Below are 20,071 nucleotides of genomic sequence, written 5' to 3'. Positions count from 1 at the left end.
CTAATAAGTGGGTGATTTGAGCGTGCTATGTTTATAAGTGATTTATTCCGGCTTATAGCCAATGCGTTTTAACGATTTCCTGTGTTTGGCGCTAATAATTAACAGGCAAATCATTTAACCCATGGAGCCTTTGTGATGAGCAAGAAACAACTGGGCCGTTCGGGCATTCAGGTGCCGGCGTTGACCTTCGGCGGCAACGTGTTCGGCTGGACGGCGGATCAAGCGACCTCTTTCAGCCTGCTGGATGCGCTGGTGGACAATCAACTTAACTTTATCGATACCGCCGATGTCTATTCCAGCTGGGTGCCGGGCAACCGGGGCGGCGAATCGGAAACCGTCATCGGCGAATGGCTCAAGAAGAGCGGCAAGCGCGACCAGGTGATCATCGCCACCAAGGTGGGCAAACCGATGGGCGAAGGCAAACAGGGGCTGTCGCCGCGCTATATTCAGCAGGCGGTGGAGGACTCGCTGCGCCGCCTGCAAACCGATTATATCGATCTCTACCAGTCGCACGACGATGACCGCGATACGCCGCTGGAAGAGACGCTGGCGGCGTTCGATGCGCTGATCAAGGCCGGCAAGGTGCGGGCGATCGGCGCCTCCAACTATCAGGCGGATCGCCTGGAAGAAGCGCTGCGGGTGAGCGAAAGCAACGGGCTGGCGCGCTACGAAACCCTGCAGCCGGAATATAATCTGTATGCGCGCGAAGGGTATGAGGCCGAGCTGGAAGGCGTGGCGCAGCGCCACGGGCTCGGAGTGATCAACTTCTTCGCGCTGGCCAGCGGCTTCCTGACCGGCAAATACCGCAGTAAAGCGGACGAGGGCAAAAGCCAGCGCGGCGATCGCATCGTCGAACGCTACCTTAACCCGCGCGGTTTCCGCATTCTGGCGGCGCTGGATCAGGTGGCGGGCAAGCACGGCAGCTCCCCGGCGCAGGTCTCGCTGGCCTGGCTGATTGCGCGCCCGAGCATCACCGCGCCGATCGTCAGCGCCACCTCGTTGCCGCAGTTGGATGAGTTGGTCAGCGCCACTCGCCTGACGCTGGATGCGGACGACATTCAGACGCTGAACCACGCCAGCGCTGAGTAAGAGCCGCCGGCGATTTTGCTCTATGCTGAAGGGGTCAATATGACTTATTCAGGAAACTGCAATGTCTGGCGATACCATCAACGACCTCGCGACGCTGGAACAGCTGTACGGCAAACCCGCCGCGCCCTCGGTGTTTAAAGAAGTCAGCTATATCCACCCGGCATACCGCCCGTTTATCGAGGCGGCGCCGTTTGCCGCCCTCTCGACGGTCGGGCCGGACGGCATGGATGTCTCCCCGCGCGGCGATCCGGCCGGTTTTATCCATATCGAAGACGAGAAAACCCTGCTGCTGCCGGATCGGCGCGGCAATAACCGCATCGACAGCCTGCGTAATATCCTGCACGACAACCGGGTGGCGCTGCTGCTGCTGATCCCCGGCATCGGCGAAACGCTGCGGATTAACGGGCGGGCGGAGATCGTGGTGGCGCCGGCGGTGCTGCAGCGCTTCGCCCACCGCAATCAGCTGCCGCGTTCGGTGCTGCGCATTCGGGTGGAGGCGGTGTTCTTCCAGTGCAGCCGGGCGATCTTGCGTTCGGGACTCTGGGAAGAGGGCAGCCGCCTCGAACGTTCGGCGCTGCCCAGCCCCGGCCATATTTTGGCCGCGGTGAGCCAAACGCGCTTCGACGGTGAGGAGTACGACCAGGTGCTGCCGCAGCGGCTGAAGGATACGCTGTATTAATCGCCGCGGCGTTCGCGCCACGTTTGCCGGTTCAGCCGGTACAAGACGTGCTTTTGCAGCGGATGGCCCGCCGGCAGGCGTGGGTGCAGGAAGGTTTCGCCGTCAAATTGCATGCCGATGCGCGTCATCACCCGGCGCGACGGTTGGTTGTTTTCGGCGGTGAAGGACACTACTTCCGGCAAGTGAAGCGTGTCGAAGGCGCACGCCAGCGCCGCGCGTGCCGCTTCAGCGGCGTAGCCGTTGCCCCAATGGGCCGCCGCCAGCCGCCAGCCAATCTCCACGCAGGGGGAACAGGGCAGATCGTCGCCCGGCAGCGCCAGCCCGACAAACCCGATAAAGGGCGCGCCGTCTTTCACTTCCACCGCCCACAGCCCCCAGCCATGTTGTTGCATGAAGGCGCGGATGCGTTCGGCCTGCGTGCGGCTTTCTTCGGCCGTCATCGTCGCCGGGAAATAGCGCATCACCTGCGGATCGGCGTTAAGCGCAGCGAAGGCCGGCAGATCGTCGTCGCGCCAGGGGCGCAGCCGCAACCTGTCGCTGTCGAGGGTAAGGATGGTTGACATGATGCATAGCCTCCAATGAGCAAGGGCGCGGCGAGCCGCGCCCTTGGGCCGTCAACGGAACAGCGTTTGCGCCCAGCGCGCCAGCCCGGCGGTGACCGAGCCGAAGTCGTTGCCGCCGACGATCGGAATGCCCGGCAGCTGCTGTTGCAGCGCGGCGCGCAGCAGGGGGGAGCGCGCGCTGCCGCCGGTCAGGTAGATCACCTGCGGCGCGGTCTGGCTGCTGGCCAGCGCGGCGCTGACCTGTTCCTGGATGCGCATCAACGGCTGCGAGATGGCGTCGGCGAGCTGAGCCTGGCTGATGCTCTCCGCCAGATCGGCCTGCACGAAGCCGAGCGGCGCGCTGATGGCGGTTTGGCCGGACAGGGCTATCTTACTCTCTTCGGCCGCGCGCACCAGTCGGTAGCTCAGGCGCTGCTGGTACACTTTCAGCAGGCGTTTGACCTTTTCCGGCTCCGCCGCGTCGAGGATCAGATCGCGCAGCACGCGGCCGTTGGCGGCGCTGTAGAAATCGTTTTGCGCCGGCACGTCGTTGGTCGCCACCGCGTTCCAGTAAGGCAGCGCCGGCAGGGCGATGCCTTTCGCGGTTTCGCCGCCCAGGCCGAACAGCGGCATCAACTGTTTGAAGGCCAGCATGATGTCCAGATCGTTACCGCCAACCCGGCAGCCGCTGTGCCCCAGCAGGCTTTGCTGGCGATCGGCGCGGTCGCGCCACTGCGGCCCCATCAGCAGCACCGAGCAGTCGGTGGTGCCGCCGCCGATGTCCACCACCAGCACGGTTTGCTCTTCGCTCAGCGTCGCCTCGAAGTCCAGCCCCGCCGCCACCGGCTCGAACTGGAATTCAATGGCTTTGAAACCGGCGCGTTCGGCGGCGCGCTGCAAAATGCCCTGCGCCTGCCGGTTGGCCTCTTCACCGCCGATGCCCTGGAAGTTGATCGGCCGGCCGATCACCGCCTGCTCGATACCGGTCTGCAGCACGTTTTCCGCCTGGCGTTTGATGTGGAACATCATGGCGCACACCAGGTCTTCGAACAGGGCGATCTGCTGCGGTTTCAGGCCGTTGGCGCCGAGGAAGGATTTCGGCGAGCGCACGAAGTACACCTCTTCCGGATCTTCCATGTAGTGCGCCAGCGCCTGCAGGCCGAACAACACGCTGTCGCCGTTGACCGGAATGTCCTCTTCGCGGTTGTAACTGATGGCGCGGCGCAGCAGCTGTTGGTTTTCTTCGCTGCCGGTTGGCACCTGCCAATGGCGGTGCAGGCATTCGCTCACCGCTTCGCGGGTCGGCGCGCACAGCATCGAAGGCAGATACGGTTCGTTGTTTTCCAGCGTCAGCAGCTCGGGGCCGTGGTCGCGCATCACCGCGACGGAACAGTTGGCTGTCCCGTAGTCGAATCCAATAAACATCTCTTTTTTGTCCCCATGCCAATGAAGGGGGGCGACTTTACCCGAGACGGAGCCGGCGGGCAATGCGCCGATGCGCGAGTGTCGAAAAATTTAGCGGGCGCGGCATCGGCATGCTTAACTTAATGTCCGAATTCCGCACGTCAGCGCGCCAGGCGAGCCCCATAATGCAGAAAAAACCGAACCCGAGCGTTGCCATGAATACTCAACAGCAAGCGTTGTACGACGCGCTGCGCGCGCGTGACCGCAAATTCGACGGTCGCTTTTTCGTCGGTGTCTCTTCCACCGGCATCTATTGCCGCCCGGTGTGCAGCGCCCGCACGCCGAAGCTGGAAAACTGCACCTTCTATCCGAGCGCGGCGGCGGCCGAGCTGGCGGGCTTTCGCCCCTGTCTTAAATGCCGGCCGGAGCTGGCGCCCGGCCTGGCGCTGATCGATCTGGGCAACCGCTATGCGCAGGTGGCGGTGCAGCTCATCGAGCAGGGCTATCTGTCCGAACACAGCTGCGAAGCGCTGGCGGCGCGGCTCGGCATTTCCGATCGCCACCTGCGGCGCATCTTCGCCGAACAGTTTGGCGCTTCGCCGATCGATTACGCGCAGTCGCACCGGTTGCTGCAGGCCAAACGCCTGCTGGCGGATACCGATCTGCCGCTCAGCGAGGTGGCGTTCGCCGCCGGTTTCGGCAGCCTGCGGCGTTTCAACGAGCTGTTCAAGGCGCGCTATCGCCTGATCCCGTCTGCGCTGCGCAGCGGCGGCGCGCGCGGTGAGCGGGCCGCCGCCAGCGGGCTGGTGTTCCATCTGGGCTATCGGCCGCCCTATGACTGGGATCGCATGCTGAATTTCCTGCAGGCGCGCGCCGTGCAGGGGGTGGAGCGGGTCGAGGGACGCCGCTACCTGCGTTCGATCGCCGTCAACCAGGGCGGCACGGAATATCGCGGCTGGGTCAGCGTGCAGCCGGAGGAAGCGCGCAACCGGGTCAGGGTCGAGATCGCGCCTGCGCTCAGTTTGGTGACGACGGAGGTGCTGCGCCGCGTGCGCCTGCTGTTTGATCTGGACGCCGCGCCGGATCGCATCAATGAGGCGCTGGGCTCGCTGGCGGCCGATGCGCCGGGGCTGCGCCTGCCGGGCTGCGTGAACAGCTTCGAGCAGGCGGCGCGGGCGGTGCTGGGGCAGTTGGTCAGCGTGAAAATGGCGGCGACCTTCGCCGGGCGGATGGCCGAACGCTGGGGAGAGCCGCTGGCGGCGCCGCACGAGGGCATCACCCACGTTTTCCCCAGCGCCGAACGGGTGGCGCAGCTGCAGCCCGAAGCACTGCGCCCGCTCGGGGTGCAGCTGAAGCGCGCGGCGGCGCTGATCGAGATCGCCCGCGCGCTGGGCGAAGGGCGGCTGCAGCTCGACAACGTGCTGGATATCGACCAGGGCATCAGGGCGCTGACCGCGCTGCCGGGCATCGGCAGCTGGACCGCCAGCTATATCGCGATGCGCGCCTGGTCTTGGCCGGACGTGTTTCTGGCCGGCGACTACCTGATCAAACAGCGTTTCCCCGGCATGACGCCGCGCCAGATCGAACGCTATGCCGAACGTTGGCGCCCGTGGCGCTCTTACGCCACGCTGCATCTGTGGCACAACGACGGCTGGGCGCCGGAAGGGGAGGATTGAGCATTCGGGCTAGCGGGGGGGCTCGATCAGCTGCAGCAGGCGGCTCATGCCCTCGCGCATCAGGAACGCCAGCAGCTTTTCCCGCTCGGCCGGTGTCAGGTGGTAGTAATACTCGATCCAGACCCGTATCGGATCCTGGCGTTTGACGTCGTAGCCCGGAGGGTCTGTCTCGCGCAAGGCCGACAGGCTGCGCGCGCCGTACGGCAGGCTGTCGATATGGTATTCCAGCGCTTTGCCCTGCACGCCGCTGCGGCGGCGGCTGAGCCAGCCTTCGCGTCGGGCCATCAAATTGACCCCTTGCGGGGTTGAAGGCAACCCCGCCTTGCCCATCAGTTCCCTGGCGGAAAACCATTTCTTTTCCATAGTCCCTTATCCCTGAGCCATCACATGTCGAGGAAAATCAACGGATACGCTGATGTTCGCATGGGAGTTTCATCTTATTTAATCGTTTAAGCTTCAGGTGTTATTTATATCACTAATCTCGCATGGGTTAACACAATGTGAATAACGGGAGTGCGGCGCCGCCCGCGAGACGGCGCCGGTGAGGGGGAGGGGTTAGCGAATGCCGAAGTAGCCGTCGCTGAGCAACACCGCCAGCGGCTGCTCCAGCGCTACCTGATCGCCATCCGCCAGATCGACGCCGATATCGCGCAGCGCCTGCAGCGTCACCGGCTGGTGGGCCGGCCCGGCGAGCGTCTGCGCTTTGATCCGATGCGCCGCGCCGTTGAGCATCGAGACCATCAGTTCATCCATCTGGTTGCAGTGCACATTGGTGATAAAGCGTTCATCGACGCGAATGATGTCGATTTTCTGATCGCCCAGCTCATCGAAGGCATTGATGTTATGCCCGAAGCCATTGACGATCAGCCGGCAACCCAGTTGCTGCAGTTCGCGAAGACACGCCCGGCACTGCGCGGCGTGTTCCAGCACCACGGCCTCATCGACGCTGAACAGCAGTGCCTGTGGCGGCAGCGAGGAAGCGCGCACCCTTTCCGTCAGCTCGCGCTGGAAGTCGGTGTTCAGCAGGCTGTCGGTGGCCAGCGGCAACGCGAGCGACAGCCCCTTGCGCTTGATGTCGTCGGCGCAGTGCACCAGCAGCTGCGCCACCGCCCAGCGGTCGATGTCCGGCATCAGGCCGTACAGCTGCGCCGCGGCGATGAATGCCTCGTGCGGCAGCGGCCGATCGTCCGGCACCATCACCTGCAGCTTCACCTGGTGGAACGCGGCCGACAGCGGCGTCGCCGGCGGTGCGACCGCGCGGGTCAGCAGCCGCAGCTGCCCCTCGCTGACGATCGTCTGTACCTCCTGCAGGCTCAGCAATTCATGCTGCCGCTCCAGCAGCTGTTTTTGCCGTGCTTCATACAGATACACCTGGCCGCGCCCGTGGTGCTTGGCGGTGTAGCAGGCGATGTCGGCCTGGGCCAGCAGCTCGCTGCTTTTGGCGTCGCCGCCGATGCGCGTGATGCCGGCGCTGGCGCCGACGCGATAAATTTTCCCTTCCCAGTAGAACGGATGCTGGCTGATTTGGTTGACCACCTGTTGCATCAGCGATTTGGCCTGCTCCGGCCGGCAGTCGAACAGGATCAGGCCGAATTCGTCGCCGCCCAGCCGGGCCAGGCAGTCGCTGTTGCGCAGCTGGTGCCGCATCAGCTGGGCGATGTCCCGCAGCAAGGCATCGCCCGCCGCGTGGCCGGCGGTGTCGTTCACCGCCTTGAACCGATCCAGATCGAGGAACACCAGCGAATGCGGCGGTGACGGTTCCCCGCCGGCGACGATTGCCGCTTTCAGCTGCTTCTCGAAGCTGGCGCGGTTCGGCAGGCCGGTCAGCGCGTCGTGCGAGGCACTGTAGCTGAGCTTTTTCATCAGTTCGCGCGAGGCGGTGACATCCTGCAGCACCATCACCGCGCCCATGGTTTCACCGTCGAGGGTTTTCAGCGGTGAGACAGACTGCTGCACGTCGAAATAGCGCCCGTCGCGGCTGTGCAGCACCAATGCGTAATCCGCCGGCCACTGCCGTGGATATTGCGTGAGGTTTTCGATTTCCGGGCCGTCTTTGCCGTTGGTCAGGCGTACCACGCCGGCGACGGGCATACCGATCGCCAGATCGAGCGGCCAGCCGCACATCTGCTCGGCCACCGGATTCATAAAGGTAATGCGCAGGTGGCTGTCGGTGGAGATCACCCCTTCGCCGATGGCGTCGAGGGTGATGTGCAAACGCTCTTTCTCCTCGTGCAGCGCTTCGGCGAGGCTCTTGAGCTCGGTCATGTCGATATTGGTGCCGATCATGCGCAGCGGCCGGCCCTGATCGTCGAGGATCACGTTGCCCTGGCCGCGAATATGGCGCACGCTGCCCTGGCGGGTCACGATGCGGTATTCCATGACGAAAGGCTTGGGGTCGGCCAACAGCGCGGCCAGCTCGCGATCGGTGCGGTCGCGATCTTCCGGCACCAACAGGGTGCGCCACAGCGCCAGCGTCGGCGTTTGGTCGGGATTGAGATCGTAGAGTTCGAACATGCGCTGATCCCAGGTGAAGTTTTCCTGGCTCATCACCCATTCCCAGATGCCGACGCCGCCCACCTGATTGGCCAGCGTAATGCGCTCCACCAGCCGGTTGTTTTCCGCCTGGCTGCGCTTCAAATCGCTGATGTCCTCCACCTGCGAGATGAAGTACAGCGGCAGCCCTTCGGCGTCGCGCACCAGCGAGACCGCCAGCAGCGCCCAGACGGTCTGGCCGTCGCTGCGGATGTAGCGTTTCTCCATGGTGTAGCTGCTGATATGGCCATCGAGCAGGTCGTGCAACTGGCTGAGATCGGCGGTGAGATCGTCGGGATGCGTAATTTCTTGAAAGGTCAGCTTATGCAGCGCCTCAGGCGTATAGCCGAGCAGCGCGCACAGCGCCTGATTGACCTGCAGCCATTTCCCCTGCGGCGACACCAGCGCCATGCCGATGGCGGAATACTCCAGCGCGCTGCGAAAGCGGCTTTCGCTCTCGACGATGTGCTGTTTTTCCACCCGAAAGGCGTGCATCACCACCGCCATCGCGTGCGCCGGGATTAAAATCAGCAGCATCGGCAAGTACAGACCGAGATCGCCAAGGTGCTTGCCGGAAGCCTGGAAATGCAGCAACCCCAGCGAAATCATCACGGTGATCAGCAAGAGGGTGCAGAAGCAAACGGTGAACGCCTCAAAACGCGGCAGTGCGATGGCTGCCCACAGCAGCGGCAAAATCACGAACGTGAACGGAAAAGGCAGGTAGGTCAGCGCCATAAAGCTGAAAGCCAGCGTAACCATCAGCGTCAGCAATAATGGAAACGGGTTCAGCGCCGTCAGGGTGCGACGGTTATAAGAGAGGCCGATCGGCGCCAGCGACAGCACCCCTATCGCTTCGGAAATGAACCAGGTACCGAACGGCTGCCAAAAAGGCTGGCCTGGCGCGGGCACCAGGCTGGCGGCCAGCAGCGCGCTGAACAGCGGGGTAAAAATCACCGCGCACACCACAAAACGCAGCCAACTGGCGAGATCGTTCAAGGGATCGTACGGGTGTAGCATGCGGCGCAACAGCAGGGCGCAAACCGCCGCTTCCAGCAGGTTGATGGCGGCCAGCTTGACGGGAGTGGCGCTGACGCCGAACAGCAAGAAGCTGGCGAGCACGATGCCGAGGCCGCTGGCTAACAGCGGCAGGCCCCAGTGGCGCGGGGCGTGGCGGTACAGCACCGCGATCGCGGCGGCGGTCGGAAACCACAGCGGGGTGAAGTGGCTGGCTTCGCTGGACAGCGACAGGCTCAGCAAGGCGAGCAGAAACGTCGCCAGCGCCACTAACAGGGAATGCGTCAGCACGACGCCTTTGTGGGTGCCGAACGTGTTCGGCGCGCTGATCTCCATAGACACCCTTACCGATGGCCTCTGTCAGTGATTGGATTCATGACGTGGATGAATTAAGACGATTTATTGGCAAAGGGTAGTACAGCGCGAGAGGAAAACCTACCGGGATGGCCGACTTTACTGCGTTAACGCAAACCCGGCGACAGAATGGCGAAAAAGCCGGCGCGCGGCCGGCTTTTCGCGTATTACAGCAGGAACAGGGTGGCGAGGCCGAGGAAGATGAAAAAGCCGCCGGTATCGGTCAGCGCGGTGATGAGCACGCTGGAGCCGACCGCCGGATCGCGGCCCATTTTGAGCATGGTCATCGGGATCACCACGCCCATCAGCGCCGCCAGCAGCAGATTGAGCAACATCGCCAGCGTCATCACGCCGCCCATCGCCGCGTCGCCGTACAGCAGCCAGGTGATGACGCCCATGATGCCGCCCCACACCACGCCGTTGATGATGGCGACGCCCAGCTCTCTGAGCATCAGGCGCGAGATGTTGCCGACTTCGATCTGGTGCAGCGCCAGCGCGCGCACGATCATGGTGATGGTCTGGTTGCCGGTGTTGCCGCCGATGCCGGCGACGATCGGCATCAGCGCCGCCAGCGCCACCAGCTGGGAAATGGTGTGTTCGAACAGGCCGATCACCCGCGAGGCGATGAATGCGGTGCAGAGGTTGATCGCCAGCCAGGCCCAGCGGGTCTTGACCGCCTTGCTGACCGGGGCGAACACGTCTTCTTCCGGGCTCAAACCGCCCATGCGGCGCAGGTTGGTGTCGCTCTCTTCGTTGACGGCGTCGACGATCTCTTCGATGGTCAGGCGGCCCATCAGTTTGCCCTTGGCGTCAACCACCGGGGCGCTGATCAGGTCGTAACGTTCGAACGCGCCGGCCGCTTCATCGGCCTTGTCTTCGGGCTGAAAGGTGGCGGGATCGCTGTCCATCACTTCGCGCACCGGGATCTCCGGATCGTTCAGCAGCACTGCGGTCAGTGGCAGCTCGCCCAACAGGGTGTTTTTGCGATCGGTGACGAACAGTTTATCGGTGGCGTCGGGAATGGTTTTGCGCATGCGCAAGAAGCGATGCACCGCGCCGAGCGTGACGTCCGGCCGCACCGTCACCAGTTCGAAATCCATCATCCAGCCGACGCTGTCTTTGGCGTACTGGCTCATCTCGCGCACCTGGGCGCGCTGCTCCGGCTCCAGCGAGGTCAGCAACCGGCCCATCAGGTTACGCGGCAGGTATTGCGCCAGGTAGGCCTGTTCGTCGACGTCCAGCGTTTTGATCGCTTTGAGCAGGTCTTTGTCGCTCATTTCCTCGATCAGGCTGTCCCAGACCGGTTCGGCGACCTCCACCAGCGTCTGGCCGCGCTTGCTGTTGCCCACCAGCCGCCACAGCGCCATACGTTCGTCCTGCGGCAGCGCCTCCAGCAGGTCCGCCAGGTCGGCGGCGTGCATATCGTCCAACAGACCGGTGATTTCCGCCGTCTGGTTCAGCAGTTCGCTTTGGCTGAGGGCGTGTTCATCCCCTGGCCGGCCGAGAATGCCGTCGACCAACTCCTTATTGTTCAACAGCAGAGTGAGAATGCGCTGGCGGTATTCAGCGACTTTTTTGACGTTATGGGTTGCGGCTGACATGGTGTTCCTTTACGGGCGCTCGGCGTTCCTGACGCAGGCTCATTAAAAGATAGAGCATAGCGGGTGCCGGCGTCATTTTTATGAAACGGCCGGGGTGCGGCGGTTATTCAGAGGAGGCGTCCTGTTGCGGCGCGCTGACTTCGGCGGCGTTTTGCGCAGCGGCCTGCTTTTTTTCCTGATGATGAGGCACCGCCACAACGGCGGCGTACAGCAGGCGGCCGACTAAAATGATAAAGCTGATAAACAACACTATCTTCGTCATCTGTCCGGTGGTTTTCTTGCGCATATATCACCCGGTATGCCGGTGTCCTGTGTTATTCGCTCGTGAATTTGTAAGCGGATTTTAGGCGCTGATGACAAAAGTTGTCCATTTTTTTCCGGCGTACGGGGCGGCGTATTAGGGCTTCGTTTAGGTTGACGGGGCGAGGGTGGAAAGAAAAACCCCCTGTCTGGCAGGGGGCGGGGGATCAGGCGGAGCGCTGTTCGTTTTGCGAGCCTTCTTCTTCGATCAGCAGCTTCCAGCCGACGACGTCGTTCCAGTAGGCCTGTTCGCGCTCGAAATCGAGCTGCACCAGGTTGTTCTGCGCCAGGTAGCCGGCCGGGAAGCGCAGCGTCCAGTGATTGTCGTCGGTGCTCAGGCGCAGCGTTTCCGGCGTGGTGGTCGACTGACGCTGGTTGTTGAGCAGGGTGCTCAGACGCAGCAGCTGGATCAGCGGCAGGTAGTGCTTCTTCTTGAACAGGTTGAGGCGCGGCAGCTCTTCGAGCTTGATCGCCTTGCGGTGGAAACGCACCAGTGCCGCCAGCAGCAGCTGCTGTTCCTGGTTGAAGCCAGGCAGGTTGGAGTTTTGCAGAATGTAGGCCGAATGGCGGTGCATGCCGCTGTGGTTGATGCTCAGCCCCACCTCGTGCAGCATGGCGGCCCATTTCAGCAGAGCCTCCAGCTGCGGATGCGCCAGCTTGGTGTTTTGCGCCATCCACTGCGAGTAGAGCAGCTCGGTGGTTTCCAGCACCCGTTTGGCCTGCTCGCGGTCGATGTTGTAGTGATCGGCCAGGCTCTTGGCGGTGCGGCTGCGGATGTCCTGATGGCGGAAGCGGCCTTCCATTTCATACAGCACGCCTTCGCGCAGCGCGCCGTCGGACAGGCGCAGATCGCGGATCGCCAGCGCGTCGAACACGCCGCACAGGATAGCCAGCCCCGGCACGAACACCGATTGGCGATCCTCTGACAGCCCCGGCAGGCTCAGCGAACTGAAGCTTTTGAACTGCAGCACCTGTTCGGCGAGCATTTCCAGGCGATCCAGGGTGATGAGACCGTCTTTTTCCCCCATCGCCACCAGCACTTCGTGGGCGGCCTTGATGGTGCCCGAGGCGCCCAGCGCGTACTGCCAGCCCTGAATGCGGTACTGCCAGGCCAGCGTTTCCAATTTTTGCGCCGCCGCCAGCCGCGCACGGCGGAAGTTGTTTTTGCTGATCTCGCCGCCCGGGAAGAACAGCTGGGCGAAGCTGACGCAGCCCATGCGGCGGCTTTCCGCCAGCAGCGGCTCGAAGTCTTCGCCGATCACCAGCTCGGTGGATCCGCCGCCGATGTCGATCACCAGCTTGCGGCCTTTCTCCGGCTGAGTGTGCTCCACGCCCATGAAGATCAGACGCGCTTCTTCCTGACCGGCGATGATTTCGATCGGGTAGGGGATCACTTTGGCGGCGCGCTTGAGGAACACTTCGGCGTTCACCGCCTGACGCAGGGTATGGGTGCCGACGATGGTGACGTTATCCGCCGGGAAGCCCTGCAGCCGTTCGGCAAACAGCGCCAGGCAGGCCAGGCCGCGTTCTATCGCCTCTTCACTGAGTACGTTGTTGCTGTCCAATCCGTCGGCGAGATGCACCCGCTGTTTTAAACGGCCCAATACCTGTAAGGCGCCGTTGACGACGCGGGCGATCACCATGTGGAAACTGTTCGACCCGAGGTCGATGGCGGCGATTTCCTGCGGTTTGTTCGTTGCAGTGTTTTTTAGCGGCATAGTTGCTGGCCTACTGTCCTGGTTGTTCCAGAGCTTTTAAATACTCGTAAATAGCCACCTGGGCACGCACTTTGCGGCGGTTGCCGCGCGGCACGTACTGGTTGCTCAGTTCTTTATCCACATAACGGGCCTTGACCGTATCGCTGAACAGGATCTCCAAAATGTCCAGAACGCGCTGTTTCAGCGCCGGATCCAGCAGCGATACCGCCACTTCGATACGGTAATCTATGTTGCGGGTCATCCAGTCGGCGGAGGACAGATACACCCGTTTGTCACCTTTATTGTCGAAAACGTAAACCCGGTCGTGCTCCAAAAAGCGATCGACGATGCTGATCACCTGAATATTGTCGCTGATCCCCGGCAGGTTGGGAATCAGGGAACACATGCCCCGCACCAGCAGGCGGATCTTCACGCCGGCGCCGGACGCGGTATATAACCGATCTACCAGCCCTTTATCCACCAGATTATTAATTTTCAACATAATGCCGGCCTGTTCCCCGGCCTGGGCGTTGGCGATTTCGTTGTCGATCAGCTCATACAGCTTCAGGCGCGAGTTCTGCGGCGACACCATCAGGTTGTCGAAGGTGACCGGCCGGTAGGGGTTCTCGATAAAGTTGAACACCCGACGCACCTCGTTGGTGATGCGTGAGTCGGCGGTCAACAGCGAATAGTCGGTGTAGATGCGCGCGGTTTTTTCGTTAAAGTTGCCGGTGCCGATATGAGCATAGCGCACAATTTCATCGCCTTCACGGCGTGAAATCAGGAACAGTTTGGCGTGGATTTTCAGGCCCGGCGCGGAGAAGATCACGTGTACGCCGGCCTCGGTCAGGCGCTTCGCCCAATGAATGTTGGCTTCTTCGTCGAAGCGCGCCTGCAGCTCGACCACCACCGTGACTTTTTTGCCGTTGTGCGCGGCGTGGATCATCGATTCGATGATGCGTGAATCTTTCGCTACCCGGTAGATGTTGATCTTGATAGCCAACACGCTCGGATCGAACGACGCCTGGCGCAGCAGCTCCAGCACGTGCTCGAAGGTGTGGTACGGATAGTAGAGCAGCACGTCTTTTTCGCGAATGGCGTCGAAGCCGTTGCGGAAACCGTCGAACCAGATGTGGCGCAGGCGCGGCAGCGGCTTGTTGACCAGGTTGGCCTTGCCGACGTTCGGGAAGCTGATGAAATCTTTGAAGTTGTGGTAGCGGCCGCCGGCGATCACCGAATCGTAGTTGGAGATGCCCAGCTTGCCGCGCAGCAGTTCCACCATTTCGTTCGGCATGTCGCGCTGATACACGAAGCGCACCGGCTCGGCGGTCAGGCGCTGTTTCAGGCTGGAGGACATCAGTTCCAGCAGGCTGGATTCCATTTCGGTCACCAGATCGTACTCCGCGTCGCGGGTCATTTTCATCGAGTAGGCGTTGAGCGCGTCGTAGTCGAAGAAGCCCTTGAAGATATCGTCCAGGCAGTAACGCAGAATGTTGTCCAGCAGGATCATCGGCTTGCGGCGGCGCGGCGCTTCCGGCGGCAGATTGACGAAGCGCGGCACCTTGTCGGACGGGATCTCCAGCAGCGCATAGTCGATGCGCGCGCCGCGGATGATCTCCACCGCCAGATAGGTGTAATCGTCTTTCAGGAACTGCACCAGATTGGTGTCGTGATTGATCAGGATCGGCGTGATGTGCTGGCGCAGATGCTGTTTGAAATATTGCCGCAGCCAGATTTGCTGGTTCTCGGACACCTGGCGTTCGTTGATCAGGAAGATCTGGTTACGCGCCATTTCCAGCAGCAGATCGTTGTACAGGCCGTCGAACTCCTGATCGGTTTTCAGCACCTTGGCCTGGATCTTTTTCAGCAGGTGGCGCGAGGCGCCGGCGGAGCCTTGCTCTTCGCTGATCAGGATGCGCCGTTTGAGATCGGCGAAGCGGACTTTATAGAATTCGTCGAGGTTGTTGGAGTAAATGCCCAGAAAACGCATACGTTCAATCAGGGGATTGCTCTTATCTGCGGCTTCCTGCAACACGCGTTCATTAAAGGATAACCAGCTTAGTTCTTTTTCGATGTAGAGCTTTTCCTGACCCATTGCCACTCCAGTTCAAATTTAGAATAGGATCCGGGACGCAGCGCCCGGATGCCGCTCTAGTGTCCTTGATCATTATTGCGAGAGATTGACAGGAAAGTCCAACATATCCATTGCGTTGGCGCGCGGCATTTTTCGGCGGCAATAAATTTTCGCCGAGGCGGGACGCTCGGCAGTGAAGTGAGTAGCATGAAATGACGATTATCTGGCTTATTTTTGGTGATATTAAGCGTGTTTACGGTCATTTTTCAGCAATATACCGACGCCATATTGTCTGTTTGTAGTGTAAAAAACCTGGGCAAAGCAGGGTAACTTTGTCATGCAAACGTCATAAAACTGACATAAGATGCCCGGTTATCTTACGGCGCAAGCCTGATTACATCAGCGACAGCGAGACACATGACACAGACGACGGCCAATCAACATCCCCGAGATCGCATGCGCGGGCGCATCGACCGCGGCGTGCAGGCGGCAGTGACCGCCAGCGGGCTGATGGTGCTGATGACGTTGATGCTGATCTTCGTTTATCTGCTGTTTGCGGTGCTGCCGCTGTTCAAACCGGCCTCGCTCGGCCAGGCGCAGCCGCTGCCGATCGCGGCGTCGGCCCCGGCGCTGGCGCTGGGCATGGACGTGCAGCAGCGCGTCGGTTACCGCATCGACGCGCAGGGCGCGGGGCAATTTTATCGCCTGACGCCGACCCCGAACGGCCAGCCCCAGGCGCCGCTGGCGCAGCAGACGCTGTTGGCCAAGCCGGCACTGCTCGCGCAGGCCGCCGGAGAGCGCGATCTGTTTGCACTGGCGCAGGCCGACGGCCGGTTGGTGGTGGCGCGCGCGGATTTCGCGACGGCGGAGACCGGCCGGCCGCAGTGGCTGTTCCCGCTCGGGCAGCAGCCGTTGGCGCTGGATCCACAGCGCAAGCCGCTGAAACTGATGACGCTGGCGGATGCGCATCGCGGGCAGTATCTGCTGGCCGGGGTGACCGACGATCGGCGCCTGGTGTTTGGCCGTTTCAGCCCCGACCGGCCGCCGCAGTTCAGCGAGCGCCCGCTGGAACATGATGCTGAGCAACTGGTGCTGACGCCGGATGGCCGCCAGCTTTACCTGTTGGCGGGCAACCGGCTGGCGCGTTATCAGATCGACGGCGCGCAGCTGCAACTGCGTGAAACGCGTACCCTTGGCGAACATGCCCCGTATCAGATGACGGCGCTGCCCGGCGGCAGCGCGCTGCTGATCAAGGGCGCCGACGGCAATCTGCGCGAGTGGTTCGAAGTAGAAAAAGAGCAGCGCTGGCGCCTGACGCCGGTGCAGCATTTCGACCACGGCGCCGACGGGCGGGAGCTGACGGTGGCCGAGCCTTACCGCCGGGTGTTCGCCACTCTGCGGCCCGACGGCGGTTTTTCGCTGTTCTCCGCCATTCAGCCGCAGCCGCTGCTGAATGCCCGCTTGGGCGCCGAGGTGCGGCAGATGGCGTTCGCGCCGCGCGGCGATGGCCTGCTGCTGGAGAGCGCGCAGGGCTGGCAGCGCTATGCGCTCGACAATCCGTATCCAGACGTCACCTGGCGTTCGCTGTGGGGCAGGGTGTGGTATGAGAACTACCCGCAGCCGGCCTACGTCTGGCAATCCACCTCCGGCGAAGACAGTTATCAACCGAAATTCAGCCTGATGCCGGTGATCTTCGGCACCTTCAAGGCGGCGGCTTACGCGATGCTGTTCGCCATTCCCCTGGCGCTGGCCGGCGCTATCTATACCGCTTATTTTATGACGCCGGGGCTGCGGCGGGTGATCAAACCGGCTATCGAAGTGATGGGCGCGTTGCCGACGGTGGTGATCGGGCTGGTGGCCGGCATTTGGCTGGCGCCGATCATCGAGCAATACCTGTTGGCGGTGCTGGCGTTGCCGCTGCTGCTGGCGGCGGCGGTGCTGCTGTGCGGCGCGTTGACCCATCGCTTTATGCCGCGTTGCCGGCCGGGTGTCGATCTGCTGTTGCTGTTGCCGCTGCTGGCGTTGACGGTGTGGCTGGCGCTCAGCCTGGGGCCGCGGCTGGAGGTGGCGCTGTTCGGTGAGCCGCTGCATTTCTGGCTGGGGGATAATTACGACCAGCGCAATGCGCTGGTGGTGGGCGTGGCGATGGGCTTCGCGCTGGTGCCGATCATCTTCTCGCTGGCGGAGGATGCGCTGTTCAGCGTGCCGGCTACCCTGAGCCAGGGCTCTTTGGCGCTGGGTGCCACCCAATGGCAGACGGTGATCAAGGTGGTGCTGCCTTCCGCCAGCGCCGGGATTTTCTCCGCGCTGATGATCGGCTTTGGCCGCGCGGTGGGGGAAACCATGATCGTGCTGATGGCCACCGGCAATACGCCAATTATCGACGGCAGCCTGTTCCAGGGGCTGCGAGCGCTGGCGGCCAATATCGCCATCGAAATGCCGGAGGCGGTCTCCGGCAGCAGCCATTACCGCGTGCTGTTCCTGACCGCGCTGGTGCTGTTTATCTTCACCTTCGTGTTCAACACGCTGGCGGAGGCGGTGCGCCTGCGGCTGCGCAAGCGCTACACGCCGAATCAGGAGGCGCCATGAAGAACTGGGTGAAGAGCGGATCGCCGTGGATTTGGCTGACCGCCGGTTCGGTCGCCGTCAGCCTGTTGGCGCTGATCGGCATTCTGTTGCTGTTGGCCGGGCAAGGGATGCGCTATTTCTGGCCGAGCCCGGTTTATCAGTTCGAGCTGAATCAGAACGGCGCCGGGCCGGTGACGGTGATCGGCGAGCTGTATCAACAGCAAAGCATTTCGCGCCGCCAGCTAACGGAAGCGGGCGTGACGCCGCCGGGCGAGGCGCAAAGCGTCGAACGTTATCTGATCAAGGTCGGTAACCGCGAGCGTGAAGGGCAGGATTTCCGCACGCTGCTGGCCAGCGACATCCGCAGCCAAAGCACGCCGCGCAGCCTGCTGGTGCTGGAGCGCGACAGCCACGGCACCGCTTACGGCTATCTGGCGGGGCTGCTGGAGGACGGGCAACCGCTGACCGGCCGCAATCTGGGGCAGGCGTTGCAGCAGCGGCTGCCGCAAATCGCCGCGCTCTCGCGCCAGGCGCACGACATTCAATTTCGCGATATGGCGCGCATCAATCAGCAGTTTGACGCGCTGCGGCTGCGGGAAAAGCGCCTGCAGCGCGACGATAAGCTGGACGCCCGCGCGCAGGACGCCATCAAGGCCGAGCGGCTGGAGCTGCAGCGGCAATACCAGCTGCTGTCCGAACGCCTGGCGGGGCTGAACCGCGATCGCCAGCGCGATGCGCTGCTACTGCGCGACATGCACGGCCAGACGTTGACCATTCCGCTCAGCCAGGTACGCGATGCCTGGTACCCGAACGCCATGAACACCAGCGAGAAGCTGGCGCACTGGGGCGAGCAGGTGAAGAAGTTCCTCACCGACAGCCCGCGCGAGGCGAATACCGAAGGCGGGGTGTTCCCGGCCATTTTCGGCACGGTGTTGATGGTGATCCTGATGTCGATCGTGGTGATGCCGTTTGGCGTGATCGCGGCGGTGTATCTGCACGAGTATGCCGGCAACAATCTGCTGACGCGGGTGATTCGCATCGCGGTGGTCAACCTGGCCGGCGTGCCCTCGATCGTCTACGGTGTCTTCGGCCTCGGCTTTTTCGTTTATATGATAGGCGGCACGCTCGACCAGCTGTTCTATCCTGAATCCTTGCCCAACCCGACCTTCGGCACGCCCGGCGTGCTGTGGGCGGCGCTGACGCTGGCGCTGCTGACGCTGCCGGTGGTGATCGTCGCCACCGAGGAAGGGCTGTCGCGCATTCCCACCTCGCTGCGGCAGGGCTCGATGGCGCTGGGCGCCAGCCGGGCCGAGACGCTGTGGCGCATCGTGCTGCCGATGGCGGCGCCGGCGATGATGACCGGCCTGATTTTGGCGGTGGCGCGCGCCGCCGGGGAGACGGCGCCGCTGATGCTGGTGGGGGTAGTGAAATCGGTGCCGGTGCTGCCGGTGGACGAGATTTTCCCGTATCTGCACCTGGAGCGGAAGTTTATGCATTTGAGCTTCCAGATCTACGATATGGCATTCCAGAGCCCGAGCGTAGAGGCGGCGCGGCCGCTGGTGTTCGCCACCGCCTTCCTGCTGGTGACGATCGTGGTGAGTTTGAATCTGGCGGCGATGGGCATCCGCCATTCGCTGAGGGAGCGGTACCGAGCATGGTCGCAGTAACAATGACGCTATTTTTGGGGAGTGCGTAATGGGTTTGATGACGCCAGGCAGTTTGCCCCGGCTGGATGTCCAGCATCTCGACGATGAACAGACCGCGCTGGCGGTCAACGGACTGAACCTGTTTTATGGTGACAAACAGGTGCTGCACGACATTTCGCTGCGCATTCCGAAGCACCGGGTGACGGCCCTGATCGGCCCTTCGGGCTGCGGCAAATCGACGCTGCTGCGCTGTTTCAACCGCATGAACGATCTGGTGGACAACTGCCGCATCGAGGGCGATCTGCAGCTGAACGGCGCGGCGATCTCCGGCGCACAGATCGACGTGGCGGCGCTGCGGCGGCGGGTGGGCATGGTGTTCCAACGGCCGAACCCGTTCCCGAAATCGATCTATGAAAATGTGGTGTACGGCCTGCGCTTGCAGGGCGTGCGCGACCGGCGCTTGCTGGATGAGGCGGTGGAGCGTTCGCTGCGCGCCGCCGCGCTGTGGCATGAGGTGAAGGATCGGCTGCGCGAAAATGCGTTCCGCTTGTCCAGCGGCCAGCAGCAGCGCCTGGTGATCGCGCGCGCCATCGCCATCGAACCGGAAGTATTGCTGCTCGACGAGCCGACCTCGGCGCTGGATCCGATCTCCACGCTGACCATCGAAGAGCTGATTTCCGCGCTGAAACAGCGTTACAGCGTGGTGCTGGTGACGCACAACATGCAGCAGGCAGCGCGCGTCTCCGACTACACCGCTTTTATTCATCAGGGGCGGCTGGTGGAGTACAACGACACCGACGCCATCTTCACCTCGCCGCGCCAGCGCCGCACCGAAGATTATATTACCGGGCGGTATGGGTGAGCGACGTGCCGCACCCCTAGCGAACGAAAGGCT

Annotated in this window: 14 protein-coding genes; 6 read left to right on the top strand and 8 right to left on the bottom strand. The window is 62.6% G+C overall.

What is annotated here, in order from left to right:
• Positions 1–135 precede the first annotated feature (135 nt).
• Both ACJ8IN_RS21090 and ACJ8IN_RS21085 read left to right on the top strand, forming a co-directional pair.
• The gene (locus ACJ8IN_RS21090; protein WP_049194869.1) at positions 136–1,089 is read left to right on the top strand and encodes an aldo/keto reductase; all 954 of its coding nucleotides are present in this window, start codon (positions 136–138) and stop codon (positions 1,087–1,089) included.
• Positions 1,090–1,150: 61 nt separating this feature from the next.
• Positions 1,151–1,768, top strand: a complete 618-nt coding sequence (locus ACJ8IN_RS21085; protein ID WP_308325962.1) for a pyridoxamine 5'-phosphate oxidase family protein — start codon at positions 1,151–1,153, stop codon at positions 1,766–1,768.
• On the opposite strand, the gene ACJ8IN_RS21080 is transcribed toward ACJ8IN_RS21085, so the two are convergent.
• The gene (locus tag ACJ8IN_RS21080) at positions 1,765–2,331 is read right to left on the bottom strand and encodes a GNAT family N-acetyltransferase (RefSeq protein ID WP_308325961.1); all 567 of its coding nucleotides are present in this window, start codon (positions 2,329–2,331) and stop codon (positions 1,765–1,767) included. The genes ACJ8IN_RS21085 and ACJ8IN_RS21080 overlap by 4 nt on opposite strands.
• Before the next feature lie 51 nt (positions 2,332–2,382).
• Positions 2,383–3,735 carry a molecular chaperone gene (gene yegD, locus ACJ8IN_RS21075; protein ID WP_033648831.1) on the bottom strand — a complete coding sequence of 451 codons (1,353 nt, stop codon included), beginning with the start codon at positions 3,733–3,735 and terminating at the stop codon, positions 2,383–2,385.
• A 164-nt stretch (positions 3,736–3,899) separates the two neighbouring features.
• On the opposite strand from yegD, the gene alkA reads away from it, so the two are divergent.
• A complete protein-coding gene (gene alkA / locus ACJ8IN_RS21070; protein ID WP_033654567.1) occupies positions 3,900–5,390 on the top strand; it encodes a DNA-3-methyladenine glycosylase 2 in 1,491 nt (496 codons plus the stop codon).
• Positions 5,391–5,399: 9 nt separating this feature from the next.
• Here the strand turns inward: alkA and ACJ8IN_RS21065 are convergent, their stop codons facing one another.
• The 6 genes from ACJ8IN_RS21065 to ppk1 form a co-directional block, all read right to left on the bottom strand.
• Positions 5,400–5,753, bottom strand: a complete 354-nt coding sequence (locus ACJ8IN_RS21065; RefSeq protein WP_033635531.1) for a DNA-binding protein — start codon at positions 5,751–5,753, stop codon at positions 5,400–5,402.
• Between the two features lie 192 nt (positions 5,754–5,945).
• Positions 5,946–9,272, bottom strand: coding sequence for a diguanylate cyclase (locus ACJ8IN_RS21060; RefSeq protein ID WP_308325960.1), 3,327 nt, complete (start codon positions 9,270–9,272; stop codon positions 5,946–5,948).
• Between the two features lie 185 nt (positions 9,273–9,457).
• Positions 9,458–10,891, bottom strand: coding sequence for a magnesium transporter (gene mgtE / locus ACJ8IN_RS21055; RefSeq protein ID WP_033635529.1), 1,434 nt, complete (start codon positions 10,889–10,891; stop codon positions 9,458–9,460).
• 103 nt (positions 10,892–10,994) lie between these two features.
• Positions 10,995–11,177, bottom strand: a complete 183-nt coding sequence (locus ACJ8IN_RS21050) for a YfgG family protein (RefSeq protein WP_004941600.1) — start codon at positions 11,175–11,177, stop codon at positions 10,995–10,997.
• A gap of 181 nt (positions 11,178–11,358) precedes the next feature.
• A complete protein-coding gene (ppx, locus tag ACJ8IN_RS21045) occupies positions 11,359–12,909 on the bottom strand; it encodes an exopolyphosphatase (RefSeq protein ID WP_041036260.1) in 1,551 nt (516 codons plus the stop codon).
• 10 nt (positions 12,910–12,919) lie between these two features.
• On the bottom strand, positions 12,920–14,983 hold the full coding sequence (ppk1, locus tag ACJ8IN_RS21040; protein WP_033648827.1) for a polyphosphate kinase 1: 2,064 nt from the start codon (positions 14,981–14,983) through the stop codon (positions 12,920–12,922).
• A 396-nt stretch (positions 14,984–15,379) separates the two neighbouring features.
• Here ppk1 and ACJ8IN_RS21035 point away from each other — a divergent pair, with 396 nt between their 5' ends.
• Genes ACJ8IN_RS21035 through pstB form a run of 3 tightly spaced genes read left to right on the top strand, consistent with a single transcriptional unit; the run spans position 15,380 to position 20,038 of the window.
• Positions 15,380–17,551 carry an ABC transporter permease subunit gene (locus tag ACJ8IN_RS21035; protein ID WP_197847103.1) on the top strand — a complete coding sequence of 724 codons (2,172 nt, stop codon included), beginning with the start codon at positions 15,380–15,382 and terminating at the stop codon, positions 17,549–17,551.
• Positions 17,548–19,197 (top strand): phosphate ABC transporter permease PstA, encoded by a 1,650-nt coding sequence (gene pstA, locus ACJ8IN_RS21030; protein WP_033635525.1) that lies wholly within the window; start codon positions 17,548–17,550, stop codon positions 19,195–19,197. Before ACJ8IN_RS21035 ends, pstA begins: the two co-directional genes overlap by 4 nt.
• A gap of 28 nt (positions 19,198–19,225) precedes the next feature.
• The gene (gene pstB / locus ACJ8IN_RS21025; protein WP_019452422.1) at positions 19,226–20,038 is read left to right on the top strand and encodes a phosphate ABC transporter ATP-binding protein PstB; all 813 of its coding nucleotides are present in this window, start codon (positions 19,226–19,228) and stop codon (positions 20,036–20,038) included.
• The last annotated feature ends 33 nt before the right edge of the window (positions 20,039–20,071 follow it).

It is taken from the genome of Serratia sp. CY31944 (assembly GCF_052169175.1).
Taxonomy (GTDB): domain Bacteria; phylum Pseudomonadota; class Gammaproteobacteria; order Enterobacterales; family Enterobacteriaceae; genus Serratia; species Serratia sarumanii.
Note: the sequence above shows the minus strand (reverse complement) of the source record. Positions and strands in the feature narration are given on the sequence as shown.

What these genes read in the sequence shown, in the direction of transcription:
- ACJ8IN_RS21090 (WP_049194869.1), top strand. Translation starts at nt 136, where the DNA reads ATGAGCAAGAAACAACTGGGCCGTTCGGGCATTCAGGTGCCGGCGTTG.
- ACJ8IN_RS21060 (WP_308325960.1), bottom strand. Translation starts at nt 9,272, where the DNA reads ATGGAGATCAGCGCGCCGAACACGTTCGGCACCCACAAAGGCGTCGTG.
- ppx (WP_041036260.1), bottom strand. Translation starts at nt 12,909, where the DNA reads ATGCCGCTAAAAAACACTGCAACGAACAAACCGCAGGAAATCGCCGCC.
- yegD (WP_033648831.1), bottom strand. Translation starts at nt 3,735, where the DNA reads ATGTTTATTGGATTCGACTACGGGACAGCCAACTGTTCCGTCGCGGTG.
- pstB (WP_019452422.1), top strand. Translation starts at nt 19,226, where the DNA reads ATGGGTTTGATGACGCCAGGCAGTTTGCCCCGGCTGGATGTCCAGCAT.
- ppk1 (WP_033648827.1), bottom strand. Translation starts at nt 14,983, where the DNA reads ATGGGTCAGGAAAAGCTCTACATCGAAAAAGAACTAAGCTGGTTATCC.
- mgtE (WP_033635529.1), bottom strand. Translation starts at nt 10,891, where the DNA reads ATGTCAGCCGCAACCCATAACGTCAAAAAAGTCGCTGAATACCGCCAG.
- ACJ8IN_RS21080 (WP_308325961.1), bottom strand. Translation starts at nt 2,331, where the DNA reads ATGTCAACCATCCTTACCCTCGACAGCGACAGGTTGCGGCTGCGCCCC.
- ACJ8IN_RS21085 (WP_308325962.1), top strand. Translation starts at nt 1,151, where the DNA reads ATGTCTGGCGATACCATCAACGACCTCGCGACGCTGGAACAGCTGTAC.
- ACJ8IN_RS21065 (WP_033635531.1), bottom strand. Translation starts at nt 5,753, where the DNA reads ATGGAAAAGAAATGGTTTTCCGCCAGGGAACTGATGGGCAAGGCGGGG.
- pstA (WP_033635525.1), top strand. Translation starts at nt 17,548, where the DNA reads ATGAAGAACTGGGTGAAGAGCGGATCGCCGTGGATTTGGCTGACCGCC.
- ACJ8IN_RS21035 (WP_197847103.1), top strand. Translation starts at nt 15,380, where the DNA reads ATGACACAGACGACGGCCAATCAACATCCCCGAGATCGCATGCGCGGG.
- ACJ8IN_RS21050 (WP_004941600.1), bottom strand. Translation starts at nt 11,177, where the DNA reads ATGCGCAAGAAAACCACCGGACAGATGACGAAGATAGTGTTGTTTATC.
- alkA (WP_033654567.1), top strand. Translation starts at nt 3,900, where the DNA reads ATGCAGAAAAAACCGAACCCGAGCGTTGCCATGAATACTCAACAGCAA.